Origin of the sequence: Corynebacterium sp. NML140438 (assembly GCF_001875725.1) — a bacterium.
Lineage (GTDB): Bacteria > Actinomycetota > Actinomycetes > Mycobacteriales > Mycobacteriaceae > Corynebacterium.
The window spans coordinates 23,125-45,105 of sequence record NZ_MLCQ01000017.1 but is presented as its reverse complement, the minus strand read 5'-3'; the positions used below and the strand labels follow the sequence as shown (position 1 = coordinate 45,105).

At 56.0% G+C, this 21,981-nt stretch carries 21 protein-coding genes; 13 read left to right on the top strand and 8 right to left on the bottom strand.

The genetic code is table 11. The features are described from left to right. Positions 1-9: 9 nt before the first annotated feature. Genes BJP08_RS03210 through BJP08_RS03200 form a run of 3 tightly spaced genes read left to right on the top strand, consistent with a single transcriptional unit; the run spans position 10 to position 3,000 of the window. Positions 10-549 (top strand): FxsA family protein, encoded by a 540-nt coding sequence (locus BJP08_RS03210; RefSeq protein ID WP_071568234.1) that lies wholly within the window; start codon positions 10-12, stop codon positions 547-549. Then, positions 546-2,102 carry an apolipoprotein N-acyltransferase gene (gene lnt, locus BJP08_RS03205; RefSeq protein WP_071568233.1) on the top strand — a complete coding sequence of 519 codons (1,557 nt, stop codon included), beginning with the start codon at positions 546-548 and terminating at the stop codon, positions 2,100-2,102. Before BJP08_RS03210 ends, lnt begins: the two co-directional genes overlap by 4 nt. Before the next feature lie 25 nt (positions 2,103-2,127). Then, on the top strand, positions 2,128-3,000 hold the full coding sequence (locus BJP08_RS03200; RefSeq protein WP_071568232.1) for a polyprenol monophosphomannose synthase: 873 nt from the start codon (positions 2,128-2,130) through the stop codon (positions 2,998-3,000). Between the two features lie 74 nt (positions 3,001-3,074). Here the strand turns inward: BJP08_RS03200 and BJP08_RS03195 are convergent, their stop codons facing one another. Beyond that, positions 3,075-3,449 carry an RNA polymerase-binding protein RbpA gene (locus BJP08_RS03195; protein ID WP_071568231.1) on the bottom strand — a complete coding sequence of 125 codons (375 nt, stop codon included), beginning with the start codon at positions 3,447-3,449 and terminating at the stop codon, positions 3,075-3,077. A 128-nt stretch (positions 3,450-3,577) separates the two neighbouring features. On the opposite strand from BJP08_RS03195, the gene BJP08_RS03190 reads away from it, so the two are divergent. Both BJP08_RS03190 and BJP08_RS03185 read left to right on the top strand, forming a co-directional pair. Next, a complete protein-coding gene (locus BJP08_RS03190; protein ID WP_071568230.1) occupies positions 3,578-3,925 on the top strand; it encodes a hypothetical protein in 348 nt (115 codons plus the stop codon). Positions 3,926-3,931: 6 nt separating this feature from the next. After that, complete coding sequence (locus BJP08_RS03185) at positions 3,932-4,642, top strand: YceI family protein (protein WP_071568229.1); 711 nt, start codon at positions 3,932-3,934, stop codon at positions 4,640-4,642. 126 nt (positions 4,643-4,768) lie between these two features. On the opposite strand, the gene BJP08_RS03180 is transcribed toward BJP08_RS03185, so the two are convergent. Further along, the gene (locus tag BJP08_RS03180; protein ID WP_177221704.1) at positions 4,769-5,815 is read right to left on the bottom strand and encodes a cyclopropane-fatty-acyl-phospholipid synthase family protein; all 1,047 of its coding nucleotides are present in this window, start codon (positions 5,813-5,815) and stop codon (positions 4,769-4,771) included. A 415-nt stretch (positions 5,816-6,230) separates the two neighbouring features. Between BJP08_RS03180 and BJP08_RS03175 the strand changes: the two genes are divergently transcribed. Further along, complete coding sequence (locus tag BJP08_RS03175; RefSeq protein WP_071568228.1) at positions 6,231-7,568, top strand: NAD(P)/FAD-dependent oxidoreductase; 1,338 nt, start codon at positions 6,231-6,233, stop codon at positions 7,566-7,568. Between the two features lie 142 nt (positions 7,569-7,710). Continuing rightward, the gene (locus BJP08_RS03170) at positions 7,711-8,784 is read left to right on the top strand and encodes a magnesium and cobalt transport protein CorA (protein WP_071568227.1); all 1,074 of its coding nucleotides are present in this window, start codon (positions 7,711-7,713) and stop codon (positions 8,782-8,784) included. Here BJP08_RS03170 and BJP08_RS03165 read toward each other — a convergent pair. Next, positions 8,781-9,221 carry a PaaI family thioesterase gene (locus tag BJP08_RS03165; protein WP_255364748.1) on the bottom strand — a complete coding sequence of 147 codons (441 nt, stop codon included), beginning with the start codon at positions 9,219-9,221 and terminating at the stop codon, positions 8,781-8,783. The genes BJP08_RS03170 and BJP08_RS03165 overlap by 4 nt on opposite strands. 18 nt (positions 9,222-9,239) lie before the next feature. Here BJP08_RS03165 and gndA point away from each other — a divergent pair, with 18 nt between their 5' ends. Genes gndA through BJP08_RS03135 form a run of 6 tightly spaced genes read left to right on the top strand, consistent with a single transcriptional unit; the run spans position 9,240 to position 16,834 of the window. Further along, positions 9,240-10,724 (top strand): NADP-dependent phosphogluconate dehydrogenase, encoded by a 1,485-nt coding sequence (gene gndA / locus BJP08_RS03160; protein WP_071568225.1) that lies wholly within the window; start codon positions 9,240-9,242, stop codon positions 10,722-10,724. Between the two features lie 46 nt (positions 10,725-10,770). Beyond that, entirely contained in the window at positions 10,771-12,078 is a 1,308-nt protein-coding gene (locus BJP08_RS03155; RefSeq protein WP_071568575.1) for a DEAD/DEAH box helicase, read from the top strand. A 3-nt stretch (positions 12,079-12,081) separates the two neighbouring features. Then, positions 12,082-13,476, top strand: a complete 1,395-nt coding sequence (locus BJP08_RS03150; protein ID WP_071568224.1) for a hemolysin family protein — start codon at positions 12,082-12,084, stop codon at positions 13,474-13,476. Continuing rightward, positions 13,473-14,525: a hemolysin family protein gene (locus BJP08_RS03145; protein ID WP_071568223.1), complete on the top strand. Its 1,053-nt coding sequence runs from the start codon at positions 13,473-13,475 to the stop codon at positions 14,523-14,525. The genes BJP08_RS03150 and BJP08_RS03145 overlap by 4 nt, the downstream gene beginning before the upstream one ends. After that, positions 14,522-15,388, top strand: a complete 867-nt coding sequence (locus BJP08_RS03140) for a 3-methyladenine DNA glycosylase (protein WP_071568222.1) — start codon at positions 14,522-14,524, stop codon at positions 15,386-15,388. The genes BJP08_RS03145 and BJP08_RS03140 overlap by 4 nt, the downstream gene beginning before the upstream one ends. Positions 15,389-15,439: 51 nt before the next feature. Then, on the top strand, positions 15,440-16,834 hold the full coding sequence (locus tag BJP08_RS03135) for a hypothetical protein (protein ID WP_071568221.1): 1,395 nt from the start codon (positions 15,440-15,442) through the stop codon (positions 16,832-16,834). Positions 16,835-16,924: 90 nt separating this feature from the next. Here BJP08_RS03135 and BJP08_RS03130 read toward each other — a convergent pair whose 3' ends face one another. From BJP08_RS03130 to secA2, 5 genes are all read right to left on the bottom strand, one after another. After that, a complete protein-coding gene (locus BJP08_RS03130; RefSeq protein WP_071568220.1) occupies positions 16,925-17,500 on the bottom strand; it encodes a MerR family transcriptional regulator in 576 nt (191 codons plus the stop codon). 124 nt (positions 17,501-17,624) lie between these two features. After that, positions 17,625-18,200: a bifunctional nuclease domain-containing protein gene (locus tag BJP08_RS03125; protein WP_071568219.1), complete on the bottom strand. Its 576-nt coding sequence runs from the start codon at positions 18,198-18,200 to the stop codon at positions 17,625-17,627. Between the two features lies 1 nt (position 18,201). Beyond that, positions 18,202-18,945, bottom strand: coding sequence for a MerR family transcriptional regulator (locus BJP08_RS03120; RefSeq protein ID WP_369816381.1), 744 nt, complete (start codon positions 18,943-18,945; stop codon positions 18,202-18,204). A gap of 49 nt (positions 18,946-18,994) precedes the next feature. Continuing rightward, positions 18,995-19,426, bottom strand: a complete 432-nt coding sequence (odhI, locus tag BJP08_RS03115) for an oxoglutarate dehydrogenase inhibitor Odhl (protein ID WP_071568218.1) — start codon at positions 19,424-19,426, stop codon at positions 18,995-18,997. 116 nt (positions 19,427-19,542) lie between these two features. Continuing rightward, positions 19,543-21,834 (bottom strand): accessory Sec system translocase SecA2, encoded by a 2,292-nt coding sequence (gene secA2, locus BJP08_RS03110; protein WP_071568217.1) that lies wholly within the window; start codon positions 21,832-21,834, stop codon positions 19,543-19,545. Positions 21,835-21,981 lie beyond the last annotated feature (147 nt).

The window sequence follows — 21,981 nt, the reverse complement described above, 5'->3', positions numbered from 1 at the left end:
ATAGTCAGCATGCCAATCTACATCTTGACCTACTTCTTCGTAGAAGCGCTGGCTTTCTTCCTCATCGCAAAGGCAATCGGGGTTGGCTGGGCTCTCCTTGCTATCTTCGCGTTGATGCTACTTGGCGGAGCGCTCGCTACGTTCACGCTCCGTGGAGAACTCACCAAGGCTGCAAGGGGCAGAACTTCCATGGGCAAGCTGGCCGGAGACTCCGCGCTTCTTATGGTTGGATGGGCTTTTTGTATCATTCCAGGCTTCGTGTCCTCACTCCTGGGGTTCCTGTTGATCTTCGGTCCAACACGCGCATTGATCCGGAACCATCTCTCACGGTCGCTACGACAACGCATCGACTCCTTGGGAATCAAGGTGTATGAATCTACGCCAATGGCACGCAACACGACCACGTACGGTTCATTTAGCCAGCCCACCCCGGAACAAGGTTTTTCTGAGGATGAGCACCCAGTTATTGATACAGATGAAATCGAAGACTGGCTCTACGAAGAACACAAGCGCCGCGTAGAGGGTGGGGATGAGGGGACACAATCGTGATAGCTTCCCTGCGACTCATCCTCGCAGTCTTGTCGGGTGTAGCTGTCGCATACTCCTATGAGCCGTTCGGCTACTGGTTCCTCGCGGTCTTCGGCATCGGTGCGTTGTACCTCGCTCTCCAACCGTGGCCGCGGTTTACTCAGGCAACGCGGCCTTCCCCTGGGGCAGGATTCGGCGGCCTAATTGGCTTCGTCCACGCTCTCACGTGCTATCTCATCCTTTTGCCCTGGATCGGCGCGTTTGTTGGTGCCATGCCCTACGTTGCACTCGCAATCACGTTGGCGCTCTCCGCGATCATTACGGGTGCTGTTGGCACTCGCGTATCCCAGTACCGATATGGTTTCCTCGCTTTTCCATTTGTGTATATTGCAGTGGAGTTCCTGCGGTCCTCGCTCCCGTTCGGTGGTTTTTCGTGGGTCAGGCTGGCATGGGGACAGGTGAATGGGCCCCTGGTGTGGTTAGCTTCAATTGGTGGCCCAGCGCTAGTTTCTCTCGCCGTCTGTCTCGCTGGTGTAAGCCTGGTGACGTTCCTCGTCACCCGCGGGAGCACTCGGAGGGTAGGTGCGTTAGGTTTCGCACTCCCGATTGGTCTTGGCGGGCTCATCAGCCCGAGTTTCGACGGCGAGGGGACAGCGGCTCAGACGGCACAGGACAACTCCGTATTGGTCGCAGCGATTCAAGGCAATGTGCCGCGCCTCGGGCTTGACTTCAACGCTCAGCGCAGAGCCGTGTTACAGAATCACGTAGATGAAACAGTTCTCGCAGCGAATGATGCCCAAAAACAAGGGGAAAAGCTTGACCTCGTTATTTGGCCGGAGAACTCGTCGGACGTGAACCCGTTTCAAGATCCGTTGGCGGCGTCGTCAATCGAACGCGCTGTGAGCGCAGTAGAGGCACCGGTGCTGGTGGGGACGCTGACGCGCGACGAGGTCGGTGCGCGCAACACCATGGTTGTGTTCGACCCAGAAGAAGGCGCGGGAGAGATGCACCATAAGCGGTTCTTGCAACCATTCGGCGAGTACATGCCAATGCGCGATTTCTTCCGAAAGATTACTGACCTTGTGGATCTTGCCAGCGACTTTAAACCCGGTAACGGTTCCGGGGTCGTACATATGGGAGGTATCCCTGTTGGCGTTGCTACCTGCTACGAAGTTGCGGAAGACCCTGCGTACCGGATGGCAGTCAATAATGGCGCACAAATTCTTGCGACGCCTACCAATAACGCAACATTTGGTTTTAGCGACATGACCTACCAGCAGCTAGCAATGAGCAGGCTGCGTGCGATCGAAACCGATAGGGCAGTGGTTGTCGCAGCAACCTCGGGGGTATCCGCAATCGTGCATCCGGACGGAACGGTGAGCCAGGAGACCTCTATCTTTGAGGCAGCGCATCTCATAGAACGCTTGCCGCTCCACGCTACACGGACGTTTGCGGTGCGTTACGGGGACTACCTTGAGGCCGCGATTGTTTGGCTCGGAATCATGCTGATACTCGGTGCAGCAGTCCGCAGACCCGGGGAGTATGCTAGACAACATTTGAACAACGGCGAGTAATGTTGCTGGAAAAGGAGCAGCCACCGTGGCGAATTCGACATTAGTAATCATCCCGACGTACAACGAGATTGAAAACCTCCCCATCATTGTCGGACGAGTTTTCGACGCAAACGAGGACGTAGACGTTCTTATTGTCGACGACAATTCACCCGATGGAACGGGTCAGAAGGCCGACGAACTGGCCGAAACGAATACTCGACTCCACGTCCTCCATCGTGCGGGCAAAGAGGGGCTACTCGCCGCATACCGTGACGGTTTCAACTGGGGCCTCGAGCGTGGCTATGGGGTCATCTGCCAGATGGATGCCGATGGATCCCATGCGCCGGAGGAGCTTCACCGTCTGCTCGACGAGATCCACAACGGCGCCGACGTGGTCATTGGTTCCCGATACGTCGATGGTGGCGAAGTCAAGAATTGGCCGAAAGAGCGCTACCTACTTTCCAAGCTCGGCAACGCATATGTCTCGCTCGCGTTGGGCGGAGACGTTCGCGATATGACTGCAGGTTATCGCGCTTTTCGACGCGAAGTCCTCGAAACGATCGACCTCCAGGAGCTATCCAACAAGGGCTACATTTTCCAGGTCGATATGGCGCACAAGGCTGAACTCGCCGGCTTCGATGTCCGAGAGGTCCCGATCACGTTCGAGGACCGCACCTTGGGCGAATCCAAGTTGGACGCGAGCTTTGCCACGACCTCTCTCTGGGAAGTTACGAAATGGGGGGCAACCGAGAAGTTTGAGACCGCCCGAGAGATGGCGAAAGAAGGCGTCCGTTTGGTCAGCTACGAGGCGAAGCGCTCGCGAGCCAACGACATCCTCCACAAAACTAAGACAGTTCCACAGTTCGTGGGCAATGTTGTGGATGTAGCGAAGAACTTCATCTCCGCAAAGCGTAAATAGTTCACAGTTTTGGGAAAGAGAAGGCGAGAGGCTACACACTCGGTAGTCTCTCGCCTGGGGATAAGCAGCTTTTATTACTTGTTCTCTGCTGCCTGTTCCTTTGCCAACCGGGCTGCAGCGCGACGGCGCTTCCGCAGCTGATCAAGGCGCTCTTCCAGCAGTACGTCGAGTTCCTCGATGGTGCGGCGCTCGCGGAGCATGTCCCAGTGGGTACGTGGAGGCTTCGCCGGCTTCGACTCAACGCCTTCGCCTTCCATAAGGGTGCCGAGCTGGCCGTTCTTGCACATCCATTCCTCTGGAATTTCAGCGTCGTCTGCAAACGGCACTTCGAAAATCTCGCCGTTCGGGGTGCGGTATCGCGCTTGCTGCCGAGGCGCGAGATCATGGTCTCGGTCCGTCTCGTAGCTCACTGCGCCCATTCGACTTCCGCGAAGAACACGATCAGCCATACTCAATAGTCCCTTCTAAACACATATAAATGCAGTCGTCCTATTATAACGTTCACCACCCAATTTTTGTTCCCTCGGATATGAGTTAGACATGCATTCTCTTGGACTTGTGTATTAGGCTGACCTGTATGCCAAAAAGTGATGTGTATGCGAAGAAGGAATCGCCTATGTGTCAGTGGTGTGGCAAGGAAATGGCGCAACAACGGGGAAGAGGGCGTCGTCGTAAATATTGCAGCCAATCATGTAAGCAGCGCGCGTATGAGCAGCGCAACTTCGTGGCGGGCACAGCAATTGATGCGGGAGCAGCCATTCTCAAACCGGAAACAGTGTCGAACCTCCGGGATAACCTTTTCATTCTGCGTTGCACGGCGGAAGATATCCGAACTGCAGTCGAGGAAAACGCTGATCCGGAGGAATTACGTAACATGTGTGACGAATTAATTAAATTAGCGCGTACACTCGAAAAGTTGAGGTAATTGTCCATGAAGGAAGTGCAAGCTCCGAGCGACCGCAAGAAGAAACTCTTGATGGTGATCGTCGCAGCAATTGCGGTTCTCGCGGTACTTATCGCGGTCGTCCCATTACTTTTCAGCATGCTCGGTGGTGGCGGAGTCAAGACTGAGGGCATTGATGCCAGCCGTCTCAAGCCAGCGGAAACTGATATCAATGGCGATTGGCAGGTTCAGAAGCGACCGGGGGCGAACGCGACATCGGTCGGGTTCACGTTTGACGAAGTACTTCCTGGCGAGGCAAAAACAACCTCCGGTTCTACGTCAGGCGTTGAAGGTGAGGTGCATATCGAGGCAGGCGTCCTGCAAGCCGGTAAGGTCCTCGTCGACATGACAAACCTCACCACGGATAGCGATGTCCGCGACAACAACGTACGTCGGAAGATTCTTCACACTGATCAGTTCTCAACGTCAAGCTTCACCATCACAGAACCTATCGATCTCTCTGAGGTTCCGCGAGACGGGTCCGTCGGAAGCGTCGAAGTCATTGGAGACCTCACCATTCACGGTGAAACAAATCGCGTCACAGCGCCGTTTGACGTAGCCCTGTCTGGCAGCCACCTCATCGTGGCAGGCGACGTACCGTTCAACCGGCTTGACTATGGCGTCGAGACCCCCGAGTTTGTTGCAGCGAAGATTGCCGAGACTGGAACACTCAACATCCGCCTCAATATGGCAAAGTAGATCTATCCGGACAAACCCGCCTAATTGCGTAACGTGACGAAATTAGGCGGGTTTCCTTGTATGCAGGCCGCCAGTCCCGATTGTCCGATAATGTACATTATGTCAACTAAGCTTCCGAGGCTACTGTTACCGACGCCCGCCCCGATGCTTACGCACCAACACCACTTGCGTGAGATCCAACCCCCCTGCAGCAGTTACCGCCTCACGGACAGCGAACTGCCACAGCCATAGTCGACGGAACACTTCGTCATAACCATCCGCCGCGGCCTCGCGGAGCCGCCCGTCAAACATCTGCCGCTGAAGGCGAAGCGACAGCCGTAAATGCTCCGGCGCACGGCTAACACTGATCGCTTGCAAATGCGTGTGCTGCTCCACAAGCTTCAGGAACTCTCCTTCACGCATATATTCCATGCCAGGCCAGACATACGCTCCCAGCACCTGAAGTGCACTCCGGCATGCACGATCTACAGCTTTCGAATCTGCGCGACGCGCCATCACAGACTGCACACCGATCCGCCCACCTGGCAGCAGCATGCGGTCCATCGCCCGAAGGTACTGCACCTTATCCCGCTTTGGGCACGACTCGAGCTGCCCGAAGGAAACAATCGCATCATACGGTCCATGTTGCTGGGCCCAATGCGGATCTCCAAGCTTGCCGACTGCCACACGGACGTCAGTCGAAGCACCATTAAGGATGAGATATTCACGCAGGCTAGCGGCTATTTCGTGGCTGTCGACAAGTGCATCTACGACTGATCCACGAGATGCGGCGGCTAGCGCTACAGCACCGCCTGTACTTGGATATTCAAGGATTCTCATCCCACGCCCTGCCCCCACAAGGTCGAGCAGTTGGCGAGCGCTTCGCACCTGAATATCCCCCAAATCGGACCGCTCTGCACTCATTGGCGCTTCGAAAGTCGTCACATCAATGAAGCGGCGCTTTGCGCCCTGCTGCTTCGTGCGCTGTTCGGGATAAGACCTTGTCAATTGTCGCTCCGTGGTAGCCACGCCGGTAGCAAAGTGCCCTTGGAACGCGCTGACACCGTCGCCTGAAAAGTGCTGCACGAGCGAATGCGGCAATGTGGCACCGGCTGTCTCAGCTTGCGGCTTCCATGAAGTTCGACGTGGCACGTAGCCCTGCTGCAGCAACTTGGTGATGACATCTACAAGCATATCCGAGGACGCTACCGACCACTCACCTGCCATATATCCTTCCGCGAGACCGGTCCAACCAGAACACGCGATACGTTCAAAGAGCAATTCGTGGTTCACGCGAATTTGAGCATCAACACCCGAGAGGGTCACACCAGCAGCTTCACAGGCTCGTGCAAACTCGGACTCTGCCAATCTGGCACGGGTTTTGAGAGCAAAACCTTCCAATGGCTGCACTAGGCGCGGCCACTTCGTAGCATCCACGGTTTGGAGATGCGGTGGTAATGATTCAGGTATCGGCACGCTTCCCCACCTTACTTGGTCAAACTTTCAGCGGAGTTTTCGACGCATTGTCCCAAAACCATACAATTCTAACATTATGGGCGTACTATAAGAGAAGAAATTTAAAACAGCTTTCCCAAGGAGCGACATCGATATGACCCAGACGCCGTACCGTCCCGCCGGAAACCGCCATCACGTTGTGATTGTGGGCGCGGGGTTTGGTGGTATTAACGCTGCCCGTGCACTCGCGGATGCGAATGTAGACATCACAATTATTAACCGCACAAACCATTTCATCTTCGCCCCTCTGCTTTATCAGGTAGCTACTGGTCTGCTTTCTGTTGGTGAGATCGCTTCATCAGTTCGCCAGATTCTCGCAAACCAGGACAATGTTCGGGTGGTCCGCGGAAACGTTGACGAGATCGATACTGCAAACCAAATCGTAACGTCTTCTGACGATGGCGTGGCGTCTCAGTTTGCGTACGACTCACTTATCCTTGCTGCGGGCGCAGGACAGTCGTACTTCGGCAATGATCACTTCGCGGAATTCGCACCCGGTTTGAAAACAGCGGATGACGCCCTGGAGGTCCGTGCCCGAATTCTCGACGCGTTTGAGAAAGCCGAACTGGCTACCTCCGCTGAAGAGCGCGAGCGCCTGCTGACATTCGTGCTTGTTGGCGCTGGACCAACCGGTGTTGAACTCGCTGGCCAGATCGCCGAACTGGCCCACCGAGCATTCTCTGGCGGCCAGTACTCGTTCTCACCGGACCAGACCCGAATTCTGCTTATCGACGGCATGCCCCAGGTACTGCCACCATTCGGAAAACGTCTTGGCCGCAAGGCTCAGCGTGAGCTGGAGAAAGCAGGCGTCACTGTCATTCTCAACGCAATTGTGACAAACGTGGACGCAGAAAGCGTTACGTACAAGAGCACTAAGACCAACGAAGAGACCACTGTCTTCACCACAACTAAGATCTGGTCCGCCGGCGTCCAGGCATCCCCGCTCGGCAAGATGGTAGCTGAGCAAGCTGGCGTCGAGGCCGAACGTAACGGCAAGGTTCCGGTCAATGCCGATCTCACTGTTGGTGAGCTATCGAACGTCTTCATCGTGGGTGACATGATGAGCCGCGACCGCCTGCCAGGTGTCGCACAGGTTGCAATTCAGTCTGGTGAGTATGTCGGCAAGGTGTTGAAGGCGCAGATTGCAGACGAAGTTGCGCCAGAACAGCGAGAGCCTTTCTCCTACTTCGACAAGGGTTCGATGGCTATTGTTACCCGTTTCAACGCTGTCGTGAAGATGGGCAAGGTTGAGATCGCCGGATTCCTGGGCTGGATGATGTGGCTTTACGTCCATGTCTCCTTCCTGACAGGTTTGCGCAATCGGACTGTCACAGCGCTGACGTGGGTGTACAACGCATTGAGCTCGAAGCGCTACAACCTCCCAACCACCTCGGGGCAGCGTCACATTAGCAGCGGGACTTCGGAGAACTAAGTAGTTTTTCGGCGCGCCCCTCTCCCCATGCACTGGGCAGGAGGGGCGCGTTCGTGTTCCGTTGCAGAAGGGCGTAGTATCTCGAGCGTTGTTGTATCCCTCGCCCTTGTTTGGTGCGACGCAGGTAGTAAAGGGGGCCGATATGCCACCAAGGATCCCGTTGTCGAGGAAGTCGTCGAAAAATACGCTCCAGCCATCGCGTATACCTGTGAAAGTCCCCCTTGAACGCTCGATCGACTTTTGCAAAGTATTTGTTGACGGCAAGCGCATCCCCGGCAACTATCGGATTCCACAGGCGCTACAGGTCGCGCGCGAGCATGATAACGCGTTTGTCTGGGTTTCGCTGAAAGGCCCCACGGATGAGCAAATGACGAAGATCTCGTCGTTTTTCGACATTGATGATCTCATCGTCGACGATGTTGTCGACGCCCACCAGAGGCCAAAAATTGAGCGCTATGACGAACAGCTCTTCATGGTTGTGCGCTCTGTGTACTACCGAGACGATGAAGAGGTTGCAGACGCCCGTGAAATTATTTCCACTGGTGAGGTCCAAATTGTCACGGGGCCGAATTTCGCTTTGACGATCCGGCACGGTGCTCCCCTGCCTGATTTGACTGGCAAGCTGGAGAGCGAGGAGGAACTTGCACTGCTTGGTCCGAGTGCCGTCGCATGGGCAGTCTCCGACTACATTGTTGATAACTATTTGAAGGTCGCGGATAACCTGAGCCGCGACGTCGATGAGCTGGAAAATGAGGTATTTACACCTCGGCGAGATATTAACATTGACAAGATTTACAATTACAAGCGTGAGATCTTGGAGATGCGCCACGCGATCGATCCGCTGGGCCCTGCTCTGAGGAATGGTTTGACCAGCAACCGAGACCTGATGAGAAAGGCCCTCAGGTCCTACTTCCGCGACGTGCAGGACAACGCAACGATCGTGAGCGATCATCTCTCGGGGTTCGATGAGCGTCTGTCTTCGCTGCTCGACGCCTCCGTTGCTAAGGTTTCGATGCAACAGAACTCCGATATGCGTACTATCTCTGCAGTCGTTGGTATGGCCGCAGCTCCGACAATGATCGCCGGGGTGTATGGAATGAACTTCGAGTACATGCCCGAACTTGCTTGGAAGTACTCCTACCCGGTAGTGCTCGGCATCATGATCCTAACCATGGCGCTGATGTATTGGTGGTTCAGAAAGAACCGGTGGCTCTAGGGCACAAGGAGCTTCAGGTTCGTTACGGCAACCAGCTTTTCTTCGTGGTGCATTTCAATTCGCCAGAGATGAGTCCGCTGCCCAACGTGAATCGGGTGCGCGGTAGCTTCGATGCGTCCCTCACGGACGCTGCGTAGAAAATCGGTGTTGTTGTTAATACCAACAGCGGGTTTACCCGCTACCGCCATCGCCGCGACAGAGCCAACGGTTTCAGCGAGCCCGGCATAGACTCCCCCGTTAACAATCCCAGCAGGCTGGAGGTGTTCGAAACCGACATCAATGTGGGCTGTTACGCCGGCGGGGCTGCACGCCGTGATGACCATGCCGATGGTGTTAGCATAGCCGTCATTGTACGAGTTGAGCGCCAGCAGTTCTTCCTCGTTCAGGTTGCGATCCACTTTTTGAAATGGCAGAGGCATTCCGTTCTTTCCTTTCATCAGCGTAGTATTGTTCGCATGACTATCACCGAGCATGATACGAATCAGTCCCAAACTCATCTCGCCCAGATCGGCGTCGTCGGTATGGCGGTAATGGGTTCGAACCTAGCACGCAATTTCGCACGCAACGGACACACCGTGGCAATCTACAACCGTTCCCCAGAAAAGACTCGCGCCGTGATGGCGGAGCACGGGGATGAGGGATCATTCATCCCGTCGGAAACGATTGAGGACTTTGTCGCTTCGCTAGAGCGCCCACGCCGTGCGGTCATCATGGTCCAGGCCGGTAAGGCTACGGACGCAGTGATAAACCAACTCGTCGAGGCCATGGATGAAGGCGACATCATCATTGACGGTGGTAACTCACTGTTCACTGACACGATCCGCCGTGAGAAGGAGGTCGCCGAAAAGGGACGGCACTTCGTTGGTGCCGGCATTTCCGGAGGCGAAGAAGGCGCGTTGCTCGGCCCTTCTATCATGCCTGGCGGCCCTGTGGAGTCATGGGAAGCGCTTGGCCCACTGCTCGAAGATATCGCCGCAAAGGTCGATGGAGTTCCTTGTGTAACTCACATTGGACCAAATGGAGCGGGGCACTTCGTCAAGATGGTGCACAACGGCATCGAGTACGCAGACATGCAGGTTATCGGCGAAGCGTACCACTTGCTGCGCTACGCAGCTGGTTTGGAGCCTGCGGAGATCGCCGAGATTTTCTCTGAGTGGAACGAAGGCGACTTGGATTCGTATCTCATTGAGATCACCGCTGAGGTGCTCAAGCAGGTTGATGAGCAGACTGGTAAGCCGTTCGTTGACGTCGTTGTGGACGCAGCTGGGCAGAAGGGTACGGGTCGCTGGACTGTAAAGGAGGCCCTGGACTTGGGCGTCCCAGTCACCGGTATCGGCGAAGCGGTGTTTGCCCGTGCGCTTTCATCGTCGACCGCCCAGCGGGGCGCTGCACTTGAGGCGAACCTCCCCAGCGGCGTAGAAGCATCCTTCTCTGAGCTCGGTGTCGACAAAGCGCAGTTTATCGAGGATGTCCGTCGTGCGCTGTATGCTTCGAAGCTGGTTGCCTACGCACAGGGCTTCGATGAGATCACTGCCGGCTCCGAGGAGTATGACTGGGGTTTGAAGCCAGGCGAGCTGGCAAGGATTTGGCGTGGTGGCTGCATTATCCGCGCGAAGTTCCTAGATCGCATCACCGAGGCATACGAAAAGAACCCAGAGCTGCCATCGCTGTTGCTCGATCCTTACTTCCGTAATGAGCTGGAGGGTGGCGTGATCGATGCTTGGCGTCGCGTCGTTATTACGGCTACGCAGCTGGGGCTACCTGTTCCAGTGTTTGCCTCCTCGCTTTCCTACTATGACTCGTTGCGTGCGCAGCGCCTGCCTGCAGCTCTGATTCAGGGCCAGCGTGACTTCTTCGGTGCACACACATATAAGCGCGTCGATATGGATGGAACGTTCCATGTCGCGTGGTCCGGTGACCGTAAGGAGCTTCGTTACTAAGCGTGGCGATAGCACCTGTCCGCATAAAGGCACTAGGGTGTTTGCAATGAAAAGTTTTGCCGATCTGGGCCTTCCGACCCCCCTAGTGCGCGCTCTCGCTGAAGAGGGAATTACTGAGCCATTTCCGATTCAAGAAGCGGCTATTCCCGACGCACTGTCAGGCAAGGACGTGCTCGGCCGCGGCCCGACTGGTTCTGGCAAGACCTTTACTTTTGGTTTGCCGATGCTGGCGCGTCTCGCCGGCGCGCCTAGTCGCCCGGGAAAACCGCGTGGGCTCGTTCTGGCTCCAACGCGTGAGCTTGCCTCCCAAATCCGCCAGCGCCTCAATGCCCCGGCGAATGCGTTGGGGCTGCGGGTATTGGAGGTTGTCGGAGGCGTAAACATTAACACCCAGATCCGATCGTTTGCGGCGCCGGTTGATCTTTTAGTAGCGACACCGGGCCGCGCAGAGGACCTACTGCAGCGTAACGTGCTCAGTTTTGGTTCGCTTGAGATTGTCACGCTGGATGAGGCTGACCAGATGGCTGACATGGGGTTTATGCCTCAGGTAGTAAAGCTTTTGGACCGAGCACCTCAGGAAGCACAGAAGCTGCTGTTTTCCGCCACGCTTGATGGGGATGTGCAGAAGATCGTTGATCGCTACATGCACGACCCGGTTACGCACTCAACGGCCCCAGTCAAGTCTGCGGTGAAGACGATGAAGCACTTTGTGTTGCTGTGTGACGACCGCGAAACGCGCAATGCCAGGGCTATAGAAATAGCAGCGCGTGAAGGCAAAACAATCATGTTTATGCGCACTAAGCACGGAGTGGACCGACAGGTAAAGAAGTTGCGTCGCGCAGGCATTCACGCCCAGGGTATTCACGGCGATAAAGGCCAGGGGGCGCGAACCCGCGCGCTTGACGGTTTCGCTGATGGTTCTACTCCCGTGCTCGTCGCTACAGACATTGCAGCTCGCGGGATCGACGTCACGGGCGTCTCACTCGTAGTCCACATCGATCCTCCCGCAGAGCATAAGGCTTACTTGCACCGCGCAGGCCGCACTGCACGTGCCGGCGCTGAAGGCAATGTTGTCACGTTAGTGGTCGACTCGCAGCGTAAGGAAGTGCGTGCGCTGTTGGATAAAGCCGGGGTACGGGCAATGGAGATAGATGCCCGGATGCTTTCACCTGAGTTGGTAGAAGTCACCGGTGCTAAGAAGCCATCGGGTACACCGTTGCCACCACCAGGCGGACAACCCACGCAACATGGAAAGAGCCGGAATTCCAGCGGACGTCCGAAACGCCCAAAGACCGGCAGTCAACGGCGACGATCAGCGGGAAGGAGCAGTAGGCGGCGTACGCCTCGGGCATAGTCGATGGATATAGTTATTTCAATTTTTGCCCTCTTGGGCTTCATCGTGTTGACGGCTTCGACCGGTCTATTCGTTGCAATCGAGTTTGCGATGACGGGTCTGGAGCGCTCAACTATCGACGAGCACGTCCGCGAAGTGGGCGACCGCACAGCAAAAGCCGTAGCGCGTGATCACGCAAATCTCTCCTTTGTACTGTCCGGCGCGCAGCTCGGTATTACTGTCACGACGCTCGCCGCTGGCTTCCTCGCGGAACCAGTGTTGGGTAAGTTCTTCACTCCCCTGCTTGAACTCGTAGGCTTGAATGAGACAGCTTCAACGACGGTTGCGCTCATTCTAGCGCTCGCAATCGCAACATTGCTTTCGATGGTTTTTGGCGAACTTGTTCCAAAGAACATGGCGATTACTGATCCGCTAAAGACAGCACGCGTCGTGGTACCTCCGGTCAACGCCTTTAATACGGCCGCCAGTTGGTTCATCCGGTGGCTGAACACATCTGCGAATTGGATCGTGCGCAAACTGGGCATTGAGCCTGCGGATGAATTGGCCTCTGCTCGTTCAGGCCAGGAGCTCGGAGCGGTTGTGCGCAACTCTATGGAATCGGGAGACCTTGACGCAGACACCGCTGCGGTGATCGATAGGTCGCTCCAGTTCGGCGAGACTACCGCTGAGGCAGTGATGACCCCTCGTTCCACTATTAATGCTCTCGACGCCGAGGACACCGTGGCGGACCTGATTTCGTTTGCCCGTGAAACTGGACACTCGCGCTTTCCTGTTCGTCGCGGTGACTTAGATGACACGATTGGCGTTGTCCACATTAAAGACGCGTTCTCGGTCGATAAGCCCTTGCGCGCAAGCACTAAGCTGTCAACGCTTGCGAAGCCTGTGCCATTCATTCCTGGGACGCTTGACGGTGATGCTGTACTGAACCGTGTTCGTTCTGCAGGGTCACAGGTAGTGCTGGTCGCAGACGAATTTGGCGGCACGCAGGGGCTTGTCACGATTGAAGACGTCGTTGAAGAAATCCTCGGTGAGGTGTATGACGAATACGACGACCGCGAATCCGAGCGCGACTTTTCGCACGTAGGCACCTCTTGGGAGATTTCCGGTTTGGTGCGACTCGATGAGCTTCAAGAGGAGCTCGGCTACGTTGCGCCGGACGGGCCGTACGAAACGCTTGGTGGACTGATCATGTCGGCGCTCGGACATATTCCCACAGTCGGTGACAAGGTAGTACTTCCTACAGGGACGACTGACTTCCAGGAACAGTTTGAAACCGGCAGCGTCGGCCACTGGCTTGCTAGGGTATCGACAATGGACAACCGAAGGATCGATCGAGCAATCTTGAGTCCGATTTCGCCCGAGGAAGCCGAAGAGTTTGATAGGAGGCCAACACAATGAGTATTTGGGTAGCGGCCCTACTGATTGTGGTCCTCCTTGCGATCAATGCGTTTTTCGTTGCGTCGGAGTTCGCACTTGTGTCGTCGAGGCGCGATCGACTGGAGTCGATGCAGGCACAAGGCAAAACGAATGTGGCCGCCGTGCTTTACGCAACGGAGCACCTCTCGATCTATCTTGCTGGTGCCCAACTAGGCATTACCATCGCGTCGCTCGTACTCGGTAAAGTCGCCGAACCTGCCGTCGCTCACTATATTGAGGTTCCGTTTCTCGCGCTTGGGTTGCCGAGTGAGTGGCTGCACCCTGTTTCGTTCATCATTGCGCTGGCATTTATTTCGTTCTTGCACATCTTGTTCGGTGAGATGGTGCCGAAAAACATTGCAATCGCGGGTCCGGAGTCAACGGCGGTTTGGCTCACCCCTGCGATGACGCTCTGGATGAACGTCACCAGTCCATTCATCCGGTTTTTGAACTGGGTGGCACGTAAGACGCTCGCAATGTTCGGCATCGAACAGCGTGACGAGCTTGCATCCACTGTGGATCAAAAACAGTTGGCGAACATGATTCGCGAATCACGTGAGGAAGGCCTTCTCGATGCTGAGGAGACCGCCCGTCTCTCGAAGGCTCTGCGGTCCGAGTCAAGGAATCTCAAAGAGGTGATGATCCCCCTCGATCGCCTGACTACTATTCCGTTCTTCCCGGAGGGTGTTGCACTTTCCGTCATCGAGGAGGCAGTGCGTGAGACTGGCTATTCACGATTCCCAGTAGCACGGGCCTCAGGCATACTCGTTGGTTACATCCACGTGAAGGACATTTTGGACCTCATGGAATCGGATGAGGACGATCCCCTCGTTCCAGTCAGCCGTATTCGCCCGCTGACTGTCATTGATGGTTCCGAGTCGTTAGATAGCGCGTTGACTTCTTTACACCGTCGTTCAGCGCACATGGCACAGGTTCGTGATCACGGACGGCTCGTGGGGGTGTTGGCCCTTGAGGACATCATTGAGGAGTATGTGGGCACGGTGGCGGATTGGACGCACGAAAATTCATGATTCGTTCGTTCCTCGCGCCCTCAGAGTATTCGGCTCGAATCGCGTCTCATGAGCAGCGTGCGGCTGAGTTTGTTGAGCCGCACCTTGCGCGCCGTCGTCGCGCGCTGAAGCACCCGGTGTGGGATTTCCTGTTCGACTATTACAGGTTTCGCCCCACGCATCTTAAAAAATGGCACCCCGGGGTGCACACAGTGCTTCTCGACGCCTCTTCGCTCCCTCAAGCATCCTGGCGCGATTACAACGTAATCGGTGGCAGAGACATCTGCGTAAATGTTGAGTCGTTTCTCAACCAGCGCCAGCAAGATGTGGAGGAAATTTATCAACTGCTGCGCGCTACTCAGTCGCGTCCTGCCCACTTTGATTGCTTTGGCCTGCACGAATGGGCCATGCTCTACAGAGAGGATCACCCACGGCACGACCTCCCGCTGCGCTTAGGCACTGAAGGGACCGACGAAGTCGTCGAGTCGCATCAACTGCGTTGTAGCCATTTTGACGCGTTTCGCTTCTTTACCGCTCCTGCGCGCCCACTCAACGTGAGGGTATTGCAGCGGGAAGACCAGATCTCCCAGGAGCAGCCTGGTTGTGTGCACGCAACAATGGATTTGTTCAAGTGGGCGCTCAAGCTAGGCCCCTTGGTGCCGGGGGAACTGCTGCTTGATTGCTTCGAGCTGGCGACTGACGCTCGACGTCTCGACATGGAAGCCTCCCCCTATGACTGCCGGGGACTTGGCTTCGACGTCGTTCCAGTGGAGACGACAGAGGGGAAAATCACGTATGTTCAGCGTCAACGTGCGCTCACCGCGCGTGGAGAAGAGTTGCGGTCTCGGCTCGTCGCTCTCCTGGACGTGGTGATGGAGCATTAGACTGTTTTGCAACGCTAAACGGGTTGTACATGAAGTAAGGACGGTATTGGCATGGGCCGACATTCTGATGGCAAGAGTAATTTTCGCTTGTCTGGTGGAGCGATCCTGGTCATTCTGGTTGCGCTCGCAGTGATCCTGAGTGCCATCTTGATGATGAAGCTCAAGCCGGACCGTGCCGAAACCGCTGCCGAACCCGAGTGCGTTGCAGGAGAGCTATCCCTCCCCATTGCTTCTACCGATAGCTCGGTAGGTGACGCCGTTGTAGCTGCCTACAACGATGCGCACCGCGTCGTTCGGGATTACTGTGTGCGAGCGGAGCTCGTCGATAGGGTTGACGACGCAGCATTGTTGCTCGCACCAGAGTCTATGAACACTGAGGCTATCCTCCATAGCGCACAGCGATCCGCGGCAGTCTCGGAGCCGCAGGTGGTCTACGCCGCCCCGCTTGGTGTCGAGGGACAGACCTCGACAGACCCGGGATCCCTCAAGCTGGAATCAGTTCGTTTCGTGCTGCCCGAACGTTCAGATGCGTCCGCTGCCGTTGCGTCTTTGCTTGCTGCGGATGAAGGTTTAGCCGCGACGGCCGTGGAAGCACATGCTGTACAAAGCGTCGATGAAATCCAAATCGACCAAGGGCTCTACGCAGCAGTGTTTGGAAATGCGACCGGCGACCGGGTGTTCACGTCCCTTAATGCTGTGCTGAACTACGTCGGAATTCCGTTGAATAGCACCGACACCGTGGATGAAAATAAATCTCGCGCTGGACAAGACCTGATGAAGCAGGCTGCCTCAGCGCTAAAGGCCGATAAGAATAGCCAAGTAGTCACGGTATCGGAACACGTTTGGTCCCAGGTTGGCGAAACACCCGCAGCTGAATCCGGTCAGGACCACAACGCTGAGGCAGACGCTCAGGAGCAGCAAGGTCCTCGAGATACGCTGTTCCTGTACGACACTTCCGATGGAATGCAACCGTTCAAGCCAGCGGTCGACGCTGCAATCGGTGACGCTGCGAAGCGCATCACCCAGTCTGGCCATCAAGTGGCGCTGTGGAATTATTCTTCACCGCTGAACCCAGGCGTGATAAAGGGATGGCGTAACAACATAGCCATGACTGGTGACTCAGATGATGTCGCAAACACCGCAAAAATGCTCGGCACAGGAGGCGTCCCTCAGACCCGCGAGGCACTCTTCGCAGCTAGCGCTGCAATGCATGAGCTCGATCGGGATGTTCGAATAGTGTTGATCACAACAGGTACATCTGATGACAACGGTGCGCCGGAAGCGGCACAGGAGTTGCGCGATCATTTCGGTGAGCGCATCACGCTCAGTGTTGTTCGAGTAGGCGACAACCCTGCTGATGACGTAGTTTCCGACGTTGCCGCTGTAGTCAAGGAAGCCCGCACTGCTGACCAGGTCGGGCCAGCAGTAGCAGAAGCGGTTGACTGAAGATTTCTTGGTTTATAGGAATAAAGGTCGCAGCCCTGCCGGGGAGTATACGGCGGAGCTACGACCTTTCCGGAGAATACGGAGGAAGACCTAGGAAGACTTACGGCGACGGCGATCTGCCAGTTCGTCGAAACCGGCAGGTTGTGGGTCGTTGAGTTCAGGATTAATGGTTTCTGCTGGGAAGTCTGCAATAGTACCCGTGAGATCTTTCATGATCTGTGGGACCGCAATACCGAAGACGCCTTGGCCTCCACCGAGGAGGTCGATGACCTCTTCGTTGCTGCGGCACTCATATACCGTCGCTCCGTCAGACACCAACGTGATTTCGGCGATGTCGTTCACGCCACGGTTGCGGAGCTTGTCCACAGCGAGCCTAATATTCTGCAACGAAATGCCGGTGTCCAGCAGGCCCTTCACAATCTTCAGGACGAGAATGTCTTTGAAGGAGTAAAGACGCTGCGACCCTGATCCTTTTGCGCCTCGGATTGATGGCTTGACCAGATCGGTTCGCGCCCAGTAGTCGAGCTGTCGGTAGGTGATACCAGCAACCTGGCATGCGATCGGGACGCGGTACCCGACCTCGTCTGAAGGACCGATATCGAACAACGTTTCCTGAACAGGCCCTTCCAACGAAGAAAGCTCAAGCTCTTGTTGCAGATCGCTCATTTCCCATACTCCCGTTTTTTATTGTGTCGGCTATCAGTATTTGTACCGATAGCTTAAGCATACGACTGTATCAGCTTGGGCAGACACGCCGAAGTCTCAACCTTTACTTTACATTGAGAGGTTTCTATTGGGAAGGGTGATCCCCATCGTCTTCATCTGAAGCAAACAGATCATCAGCGCCGAGACTCTTCATCAGCTGTTCAAAATCTCTGTCAGCGTCCGGGTCGCCACTGGCAGATACGCTTCCCTCCTGTGCCCCACCCAAACCATCCGGGAGATCAAGGTCAAACAAACCTTTTGCGTCGTCCGGAGAAATGCGGATACCTGCCTGTCTCAAAACTAACGCGTCTACCTGGAGAGAAATGTCTCCGGTCCAGGACAAGAGCAGTGCATCAGACATACTCGTATCGACTTTGCTTCCGGTGCTCAACAAGACTTCTGCACGGAACACTCCCTCGTAATAGCTTGCGATGTGCACTGCTTGGACCTGGGCGCCCAAGTCCTTCAACGTTTCTAAATAGGTTTCGTAAATACTGGGGTTCAGTGGCTCGACGCCGTCGATCAACGCGGCCAGTTTTCCGCCCGAAAAGGGAGAAAGCCACACTGGCAGATAAAGGTCCTGCTCTGGTTCGTGCAACAACGCACAGAGGAAGTGCTCCGGACCAACCGGGTACACGCCCAGCAGATTCAGCGTCTGCATGCTAACGCCCGAAGTTACGCAGTTCGTTCTTTACAAGCGAAGCATGCAAGGAAACAACGAGAGCAGAAAGCTGTTGCCCGAGCTCCTCTGCCTGCTGCGTCGAATTCTCTTTGCGAGATTTCGCCACAGGCTCGGTTACTTGAGAAATTAGATCAGCCTGTCGTCGCGCCATCGTCCTTAGTGTCTTTAAATGACGCGAATCGAAGCCGAACTCCGCCAGTGCCATGGCTGCGGTGACAACGCGGACGTCGTCAGCGGTGAAATGACCTGCAGCGTCGGGGACAATCAAACCGTCGCGCACAAACTCGTCGACAAGCTGCTGGTCTGCTTGAGCCTGCACCGCGACATCGCGGTCGCTTAAATGCGTCGAGGTCGGTGCGCGGAAGCTATCCGGAGACACCAGCTGGTCTGACTCCCCCACGCTCATGATCGCCGTGACCTGGCCTGAGTCCATTGCCTCAAGCTGCTCGCGGATCACCTTCAGCGGCAAGTAATTATCCCGCTGGGTGACGAGGATGTAGCGCAGTCGTTCCACATCGTCGGTTGTGAACCTCCGGTATCCAGATGCGGTGCGCTGTGGCGTGATCAGTCCCTCAGACTCAAGAAAGCGGATCTTCGACACTGTCACATCGGGGAATTCTTCCCGCAACTGTTTCAGGACAACACCAATAGACATGGTCTTGGCCACTGAAGGTGCGGCAGTGGTACCCATTTGCTCTGTAGCAGCTCGACGAATTGCACTCACGGTGATGGATAATCTTTTCTAGTGGACGGAGACGGATTAGCGGACAATATTACTTTTCGTCGGCGATGAAAACCAGGCGGAACTTGCCGATCTGAATTTCATCCCCCGATGACAGTACCTGCGAGTCCTTTGGCTCCCGGTTGACGTAGGTGCCGTTCAGCGAGCCCACATCGACGACCTCGAAGGATTCGCCATTGCGACGGAACTCAGCGTGGCGACGAGACACGGTGACATCGTCGAGGAAAATATCCGCTTCTGGGTGGCGGCCAGCCGTGGTTGCATCCTGGTCCAGCAGGAAACGCGCACCGGCGTTGGGTCCACGCTTCACCACGAGCAAGGCCACGCCTTCCGGCAAGTTTTCCGTGCTCGTGACGTTGTCGTTAGCTGCAGCAGCGCCGCTTTCCATCTCCTTCAAAAGGTCAGCACGGAAGACGGAGGTCGTTTCGACCTGGACGATGTCTGCATCTTTGTTCTCGGCCATTCCAAACTCCTGACGGTGTTTATAAAATCAATAAATTCTAAAACGCAATGCTACCCAACTGTGGGCCAGCGTGCTGGTGCGGTTCTAGTGTAGCGCTCTGAACCTCAACATGAGGATTAACGGAAAATGTTTCCGATTCCAGAGATGACCGAGTTGCCCGAACCTGCCAGCGGATTATCCGACACCATGTAGGTCCACGTGGCACTCGGACGCTTCCAACCAGCGTCCTCAAGATGCGCACCCGCATCATCGATGAGGACGTCGTCAAACGTCGAAACTGCCTGATCCACCGCGCGATTCGCGAGCTCCTTGAACTCTCTGATGGCAATGCGGTGGTATTCGTCGATGGGAGTTTCACGCGCGATAGCGCGCAAATGGATCGATTCACGAACATCGTCCATCAGCGCGAGATACTCCGACCATTCCAAGTCCAAGTGGTAAAGCATGATTTCGCGGGCGGCCTGTACACGTGTGCCGAAATCGATCGATTCCAACTCGGCAGCACGCTCAGGCGCACGTTCAGACAGCTCGCGCCATGCGGTGTCGGTATCGAGCAACGAATCACGACGCTCGTCAAGAATCGCGCGGTGGTCCGCAATGAGCTTGTTGTACTTCCAAGTCTGCGAGTGAATCTCCAACAACTGCCCCTCCGTAACACGCTGGCAGTGGTCGACAAACTGCTGCGCACGTGAAGACTCGATCCTACCTAAAGCGTCAGGGTGGACCGTGATGCGCTCGTCTTCTCCCCCAGCAACGACGATATCGTCCTCCAAGGAAACGAAGAACAGACTCAGGCCAGGGTCGCCTTGGCGTCCAGCGCGTCCTCGCAGCTGATTGTCAAGGCGCGCAGTGCGGTGGCGTGCCGTACCGATGACAGCAAGACCGCCCAGTTTCGCCACCGCGTCGTGATCGGCTTCATCGGCACCACCGAGGCGGATGTCAGTGCCTCGACCTGCCATCTGTGTAGACACGGTAACCCGTCCTAGGTCGCCAGCTTCGGCCACAATACGTGCCTCCTCCGCATCATTTTTCGCATTGAGCACGTTCACGCTGATACCACGCTGGTTCAGGGCCTCTGCGAGGGCCTCGGACTCTGCCACGTCGTGGGTGCCTACTAGCACCGGTTGACCATTGTTGTGGAGGAGAGCAATCTCTTCGACGATTGCTCGGTTCTTTTCTTCCATTGTGGCGTAAATGCGGTCGGCTTCGTCAAATCGCTGCAACGGGTTAGCACGGTCAATCACTGACACGTGCAGGCCGTAGAAAGAACGCAGCTGGTCAGTTGCTTCGACAGCGGTACCGGTCATACCGCAGACCGCCGGATAGCGACGCATAAGTGCTTGCAACGTGATCGAGTCGAGGATGCGGCCGCCCTCAGATACCTTCAGCCCTTCCTTCGCCTCTACTGCGGCCTGCAGCCCGTCGGGCCAGCGCTGGAGCTCGGCGACGCGACCACGGGAGGCGTCCACAAGTGCAACCTTGCCGTCTTCGACGATATAGTGCACATCACGGATCAACAGGGCCCGAGCGTGTAGTGCAAGGTTGACTCGCACGAGTGTCGTACCGATGTGCTCATCGGAGTACAGCGAATCAATCCCGAGCTGGCGTTCCACTTTCTTTGCTCCCTCATCGGTGAGGAAGACATTTCGGCCATCGGCATCGGTTTCGTAGTCTTTCTCCTCCTCAAGGTGTGAAACTGCCTCGGTAATTTTGCCGGTGGGTTGTTGCGTACCTTCGGAGCCTGCCAGGACAAGTGGGACGAGGGCTTCGTCGACGAGGACGCTGTCGGCTTCGTCGACAAGTGCGACGTCGGCTGGTAGCTGAACCGTCTGCGAGCGATGCGTGATCTGGTTGTCACGAAGGTGGTCAAAACCGATCTCAGTTACTGGAGCGTAGACAACGTCGCTCTGGTATGCCTCGACGCGCTGCTCACGAGTGGTCGACTCGGTGACTGCAGCAACGCTGAGCCCAAAGAACTCGACGAGGGGGCGCATCCACGTGGCATCGCGCTCAGCCAGGTAATTATTCACCGTGATGAGGTGGACCCGCTTTCCAGTCAGCGCAAAGCCTGTCGCGGCAATTGCACCGACCAGCGTCTTCCCCTCGCCGGTAGCCATCTGAATCACGTCGCCTTCGAGCAGGCGCAGCACCGCTTGGTTTTGGACGTCGAAGGGGGTCATGCCGAGGGTTCGACTGGAAGCTACCGACAAAATCGCAAGGAACCAAGGCTTATCGACGACCTCTCCGTCACGCACGGTTTCACGCACAGCGGCGCTCAGCGCGGCGTCGTCAAGAGCTTCGAACTCGCTGATGAGCTCATGGGCCTTCGCCACGATCCCCTTCGACTTTTTGTTGTTGCGTTCGGATGTTGCCCCCATTGCTTTCCAAAACCAGCCAAATGCAGCCATTCCTCATACGACCTTTCGTCACGGCAAAAGTGGCTCTTTGCCTCTCGCACTACCTGGCCTACATGGTAAGTGCTTCTCACTCGTTCACGTCAATGTACTCTATCCTTGTTCGAGCAAAGTTCGCCGAACACGTCCCCGTTCTCAGGA

Bases quoted from the DNA above. Each gene is read 5' to 3' on its own strand.
- BJP08_RS03165 (WP_255364748.1), bottom strand. From the start codon at position 9,221: ATGAAAGGAAAGAACGGAATGCCTCTGCCATTTCAAAAAGTGGATCGC.
- BJP08_RS03195 (WP_071568231.1), bottom strand. From the start codon at position 3,449: ATGGCTGATCGTGTTCTTCGCGGAAGTCGAATGGGCGCAGTGAGCTAC.
- secA2 (WP_071568217.1), bottom strand. From the start codon at position 21,834: ATGGCTGCATTTGGCTGGTTTTGGAAAGCAATGGGGGCAACATCCGAA.
- BJP08_RS03135 (WP_071568221.1), top strand. From the start codon at position 15,440: ATGGGCCGACATTCTGATGGCAAGAGTAATTTTCGCTTGTCTGGTGGA.
- BJP08_RS03125 (WP_071568219.1), bottom strand. From the start codon at position 18,200: ATGCAGACGCTGAATCTGCTGGGCGTGTACCCGGTTGGTCCGGAGCAC.
- BJP08_RS03175 (WP_071568228.1), top strand. From the start codon at position 6,231: ATGACCCAGACGCCGTACCGTCCCGCCGGAAACCGCCATCACGTTGTG.
- BJP08_RS03185 (WP_071568229.1), top strand. From the start codon at position 3,932: ATGAAGGAAGTGCAAGCTCCGAGCGACCGCAAGAAGAAACTCTTGATG.
- BJP08_RS03140 (WP_071568222.1), top strand. From the start codon at position 14,522: ATGATTCGTTCGTTCCTCGCGCCCTCAGAGTATTCGGCTCGAATCGCG.
- gndA (WP_071568225.1), top strand. From the start codon at position 9,240: ATGACTATCACCGAGCATGATACGAATCAGTCCCAAACTCATCTCGCC.
- BJP08_RS03170 (WP_071568227.1), top strand. From the start codon at position 7,711: ATGCCACCAAGGATCCCGTTGTCGAGGAAGTCGTCGAAAAATACGCTC.
- odhI (WP_071568218.1), bottom strand. From the start codon at position 19,426: ATGGCCGAGAACAAAGATGCAGACATCGTCCAGGTCGAAACGACCTCC.
- BJP08_RS03210 (WP_071568234.1), top strand. From the start codon at position 10: ATGCCAATCTACATCTTGACCTACTTCTTCGTAGAAGCGCTGGCTTTC.
- BJP08_RS03130 (WP_071568220.1), bottom strand. From the start codon at position 17,500: ATGAGCGATCTGCAACAAGAGCTTGAGCTTTCTTCGTTGGAAGGGCCT.
- BJP08_RS03180 (WP_177221704.1), bottom strand. From the start codon at position 5,815: ATGCTTGTAGATGTCATCACCAAGTTGCTGCAGCAGGGCTACGTGCCA.
- BJP08_RS03145 (WP_071568223.1), top strand. From the start codon at position 13,473: ATGAGTATTTGGGTAGCGGCCCTACTGATTGTGGTCCTCCTTGCGATC.
- BJP08_RS03150 (WP_071568224.1), top strand. From the start codon at position 12,082: ATGGATATAGTTATTTCAATTTTTGCCCTCTTGGGCTTCATCGTGTTG.
- BJP08_RS03190 (WP_071568230.1), top strand. From the start codon at position 3,578: ATGCCAAAAAGTGATGTGTATGCGAAGAAGGAATCGCCTATGTGTCAG.
- BJP08_RS03155 (WP_071568575.1), top strand. From the start codon at position 10,771: ATGAAAAGTTTTGCCGATCTGGGCCTTCCGACCCCCCTAGTGCGCGCT.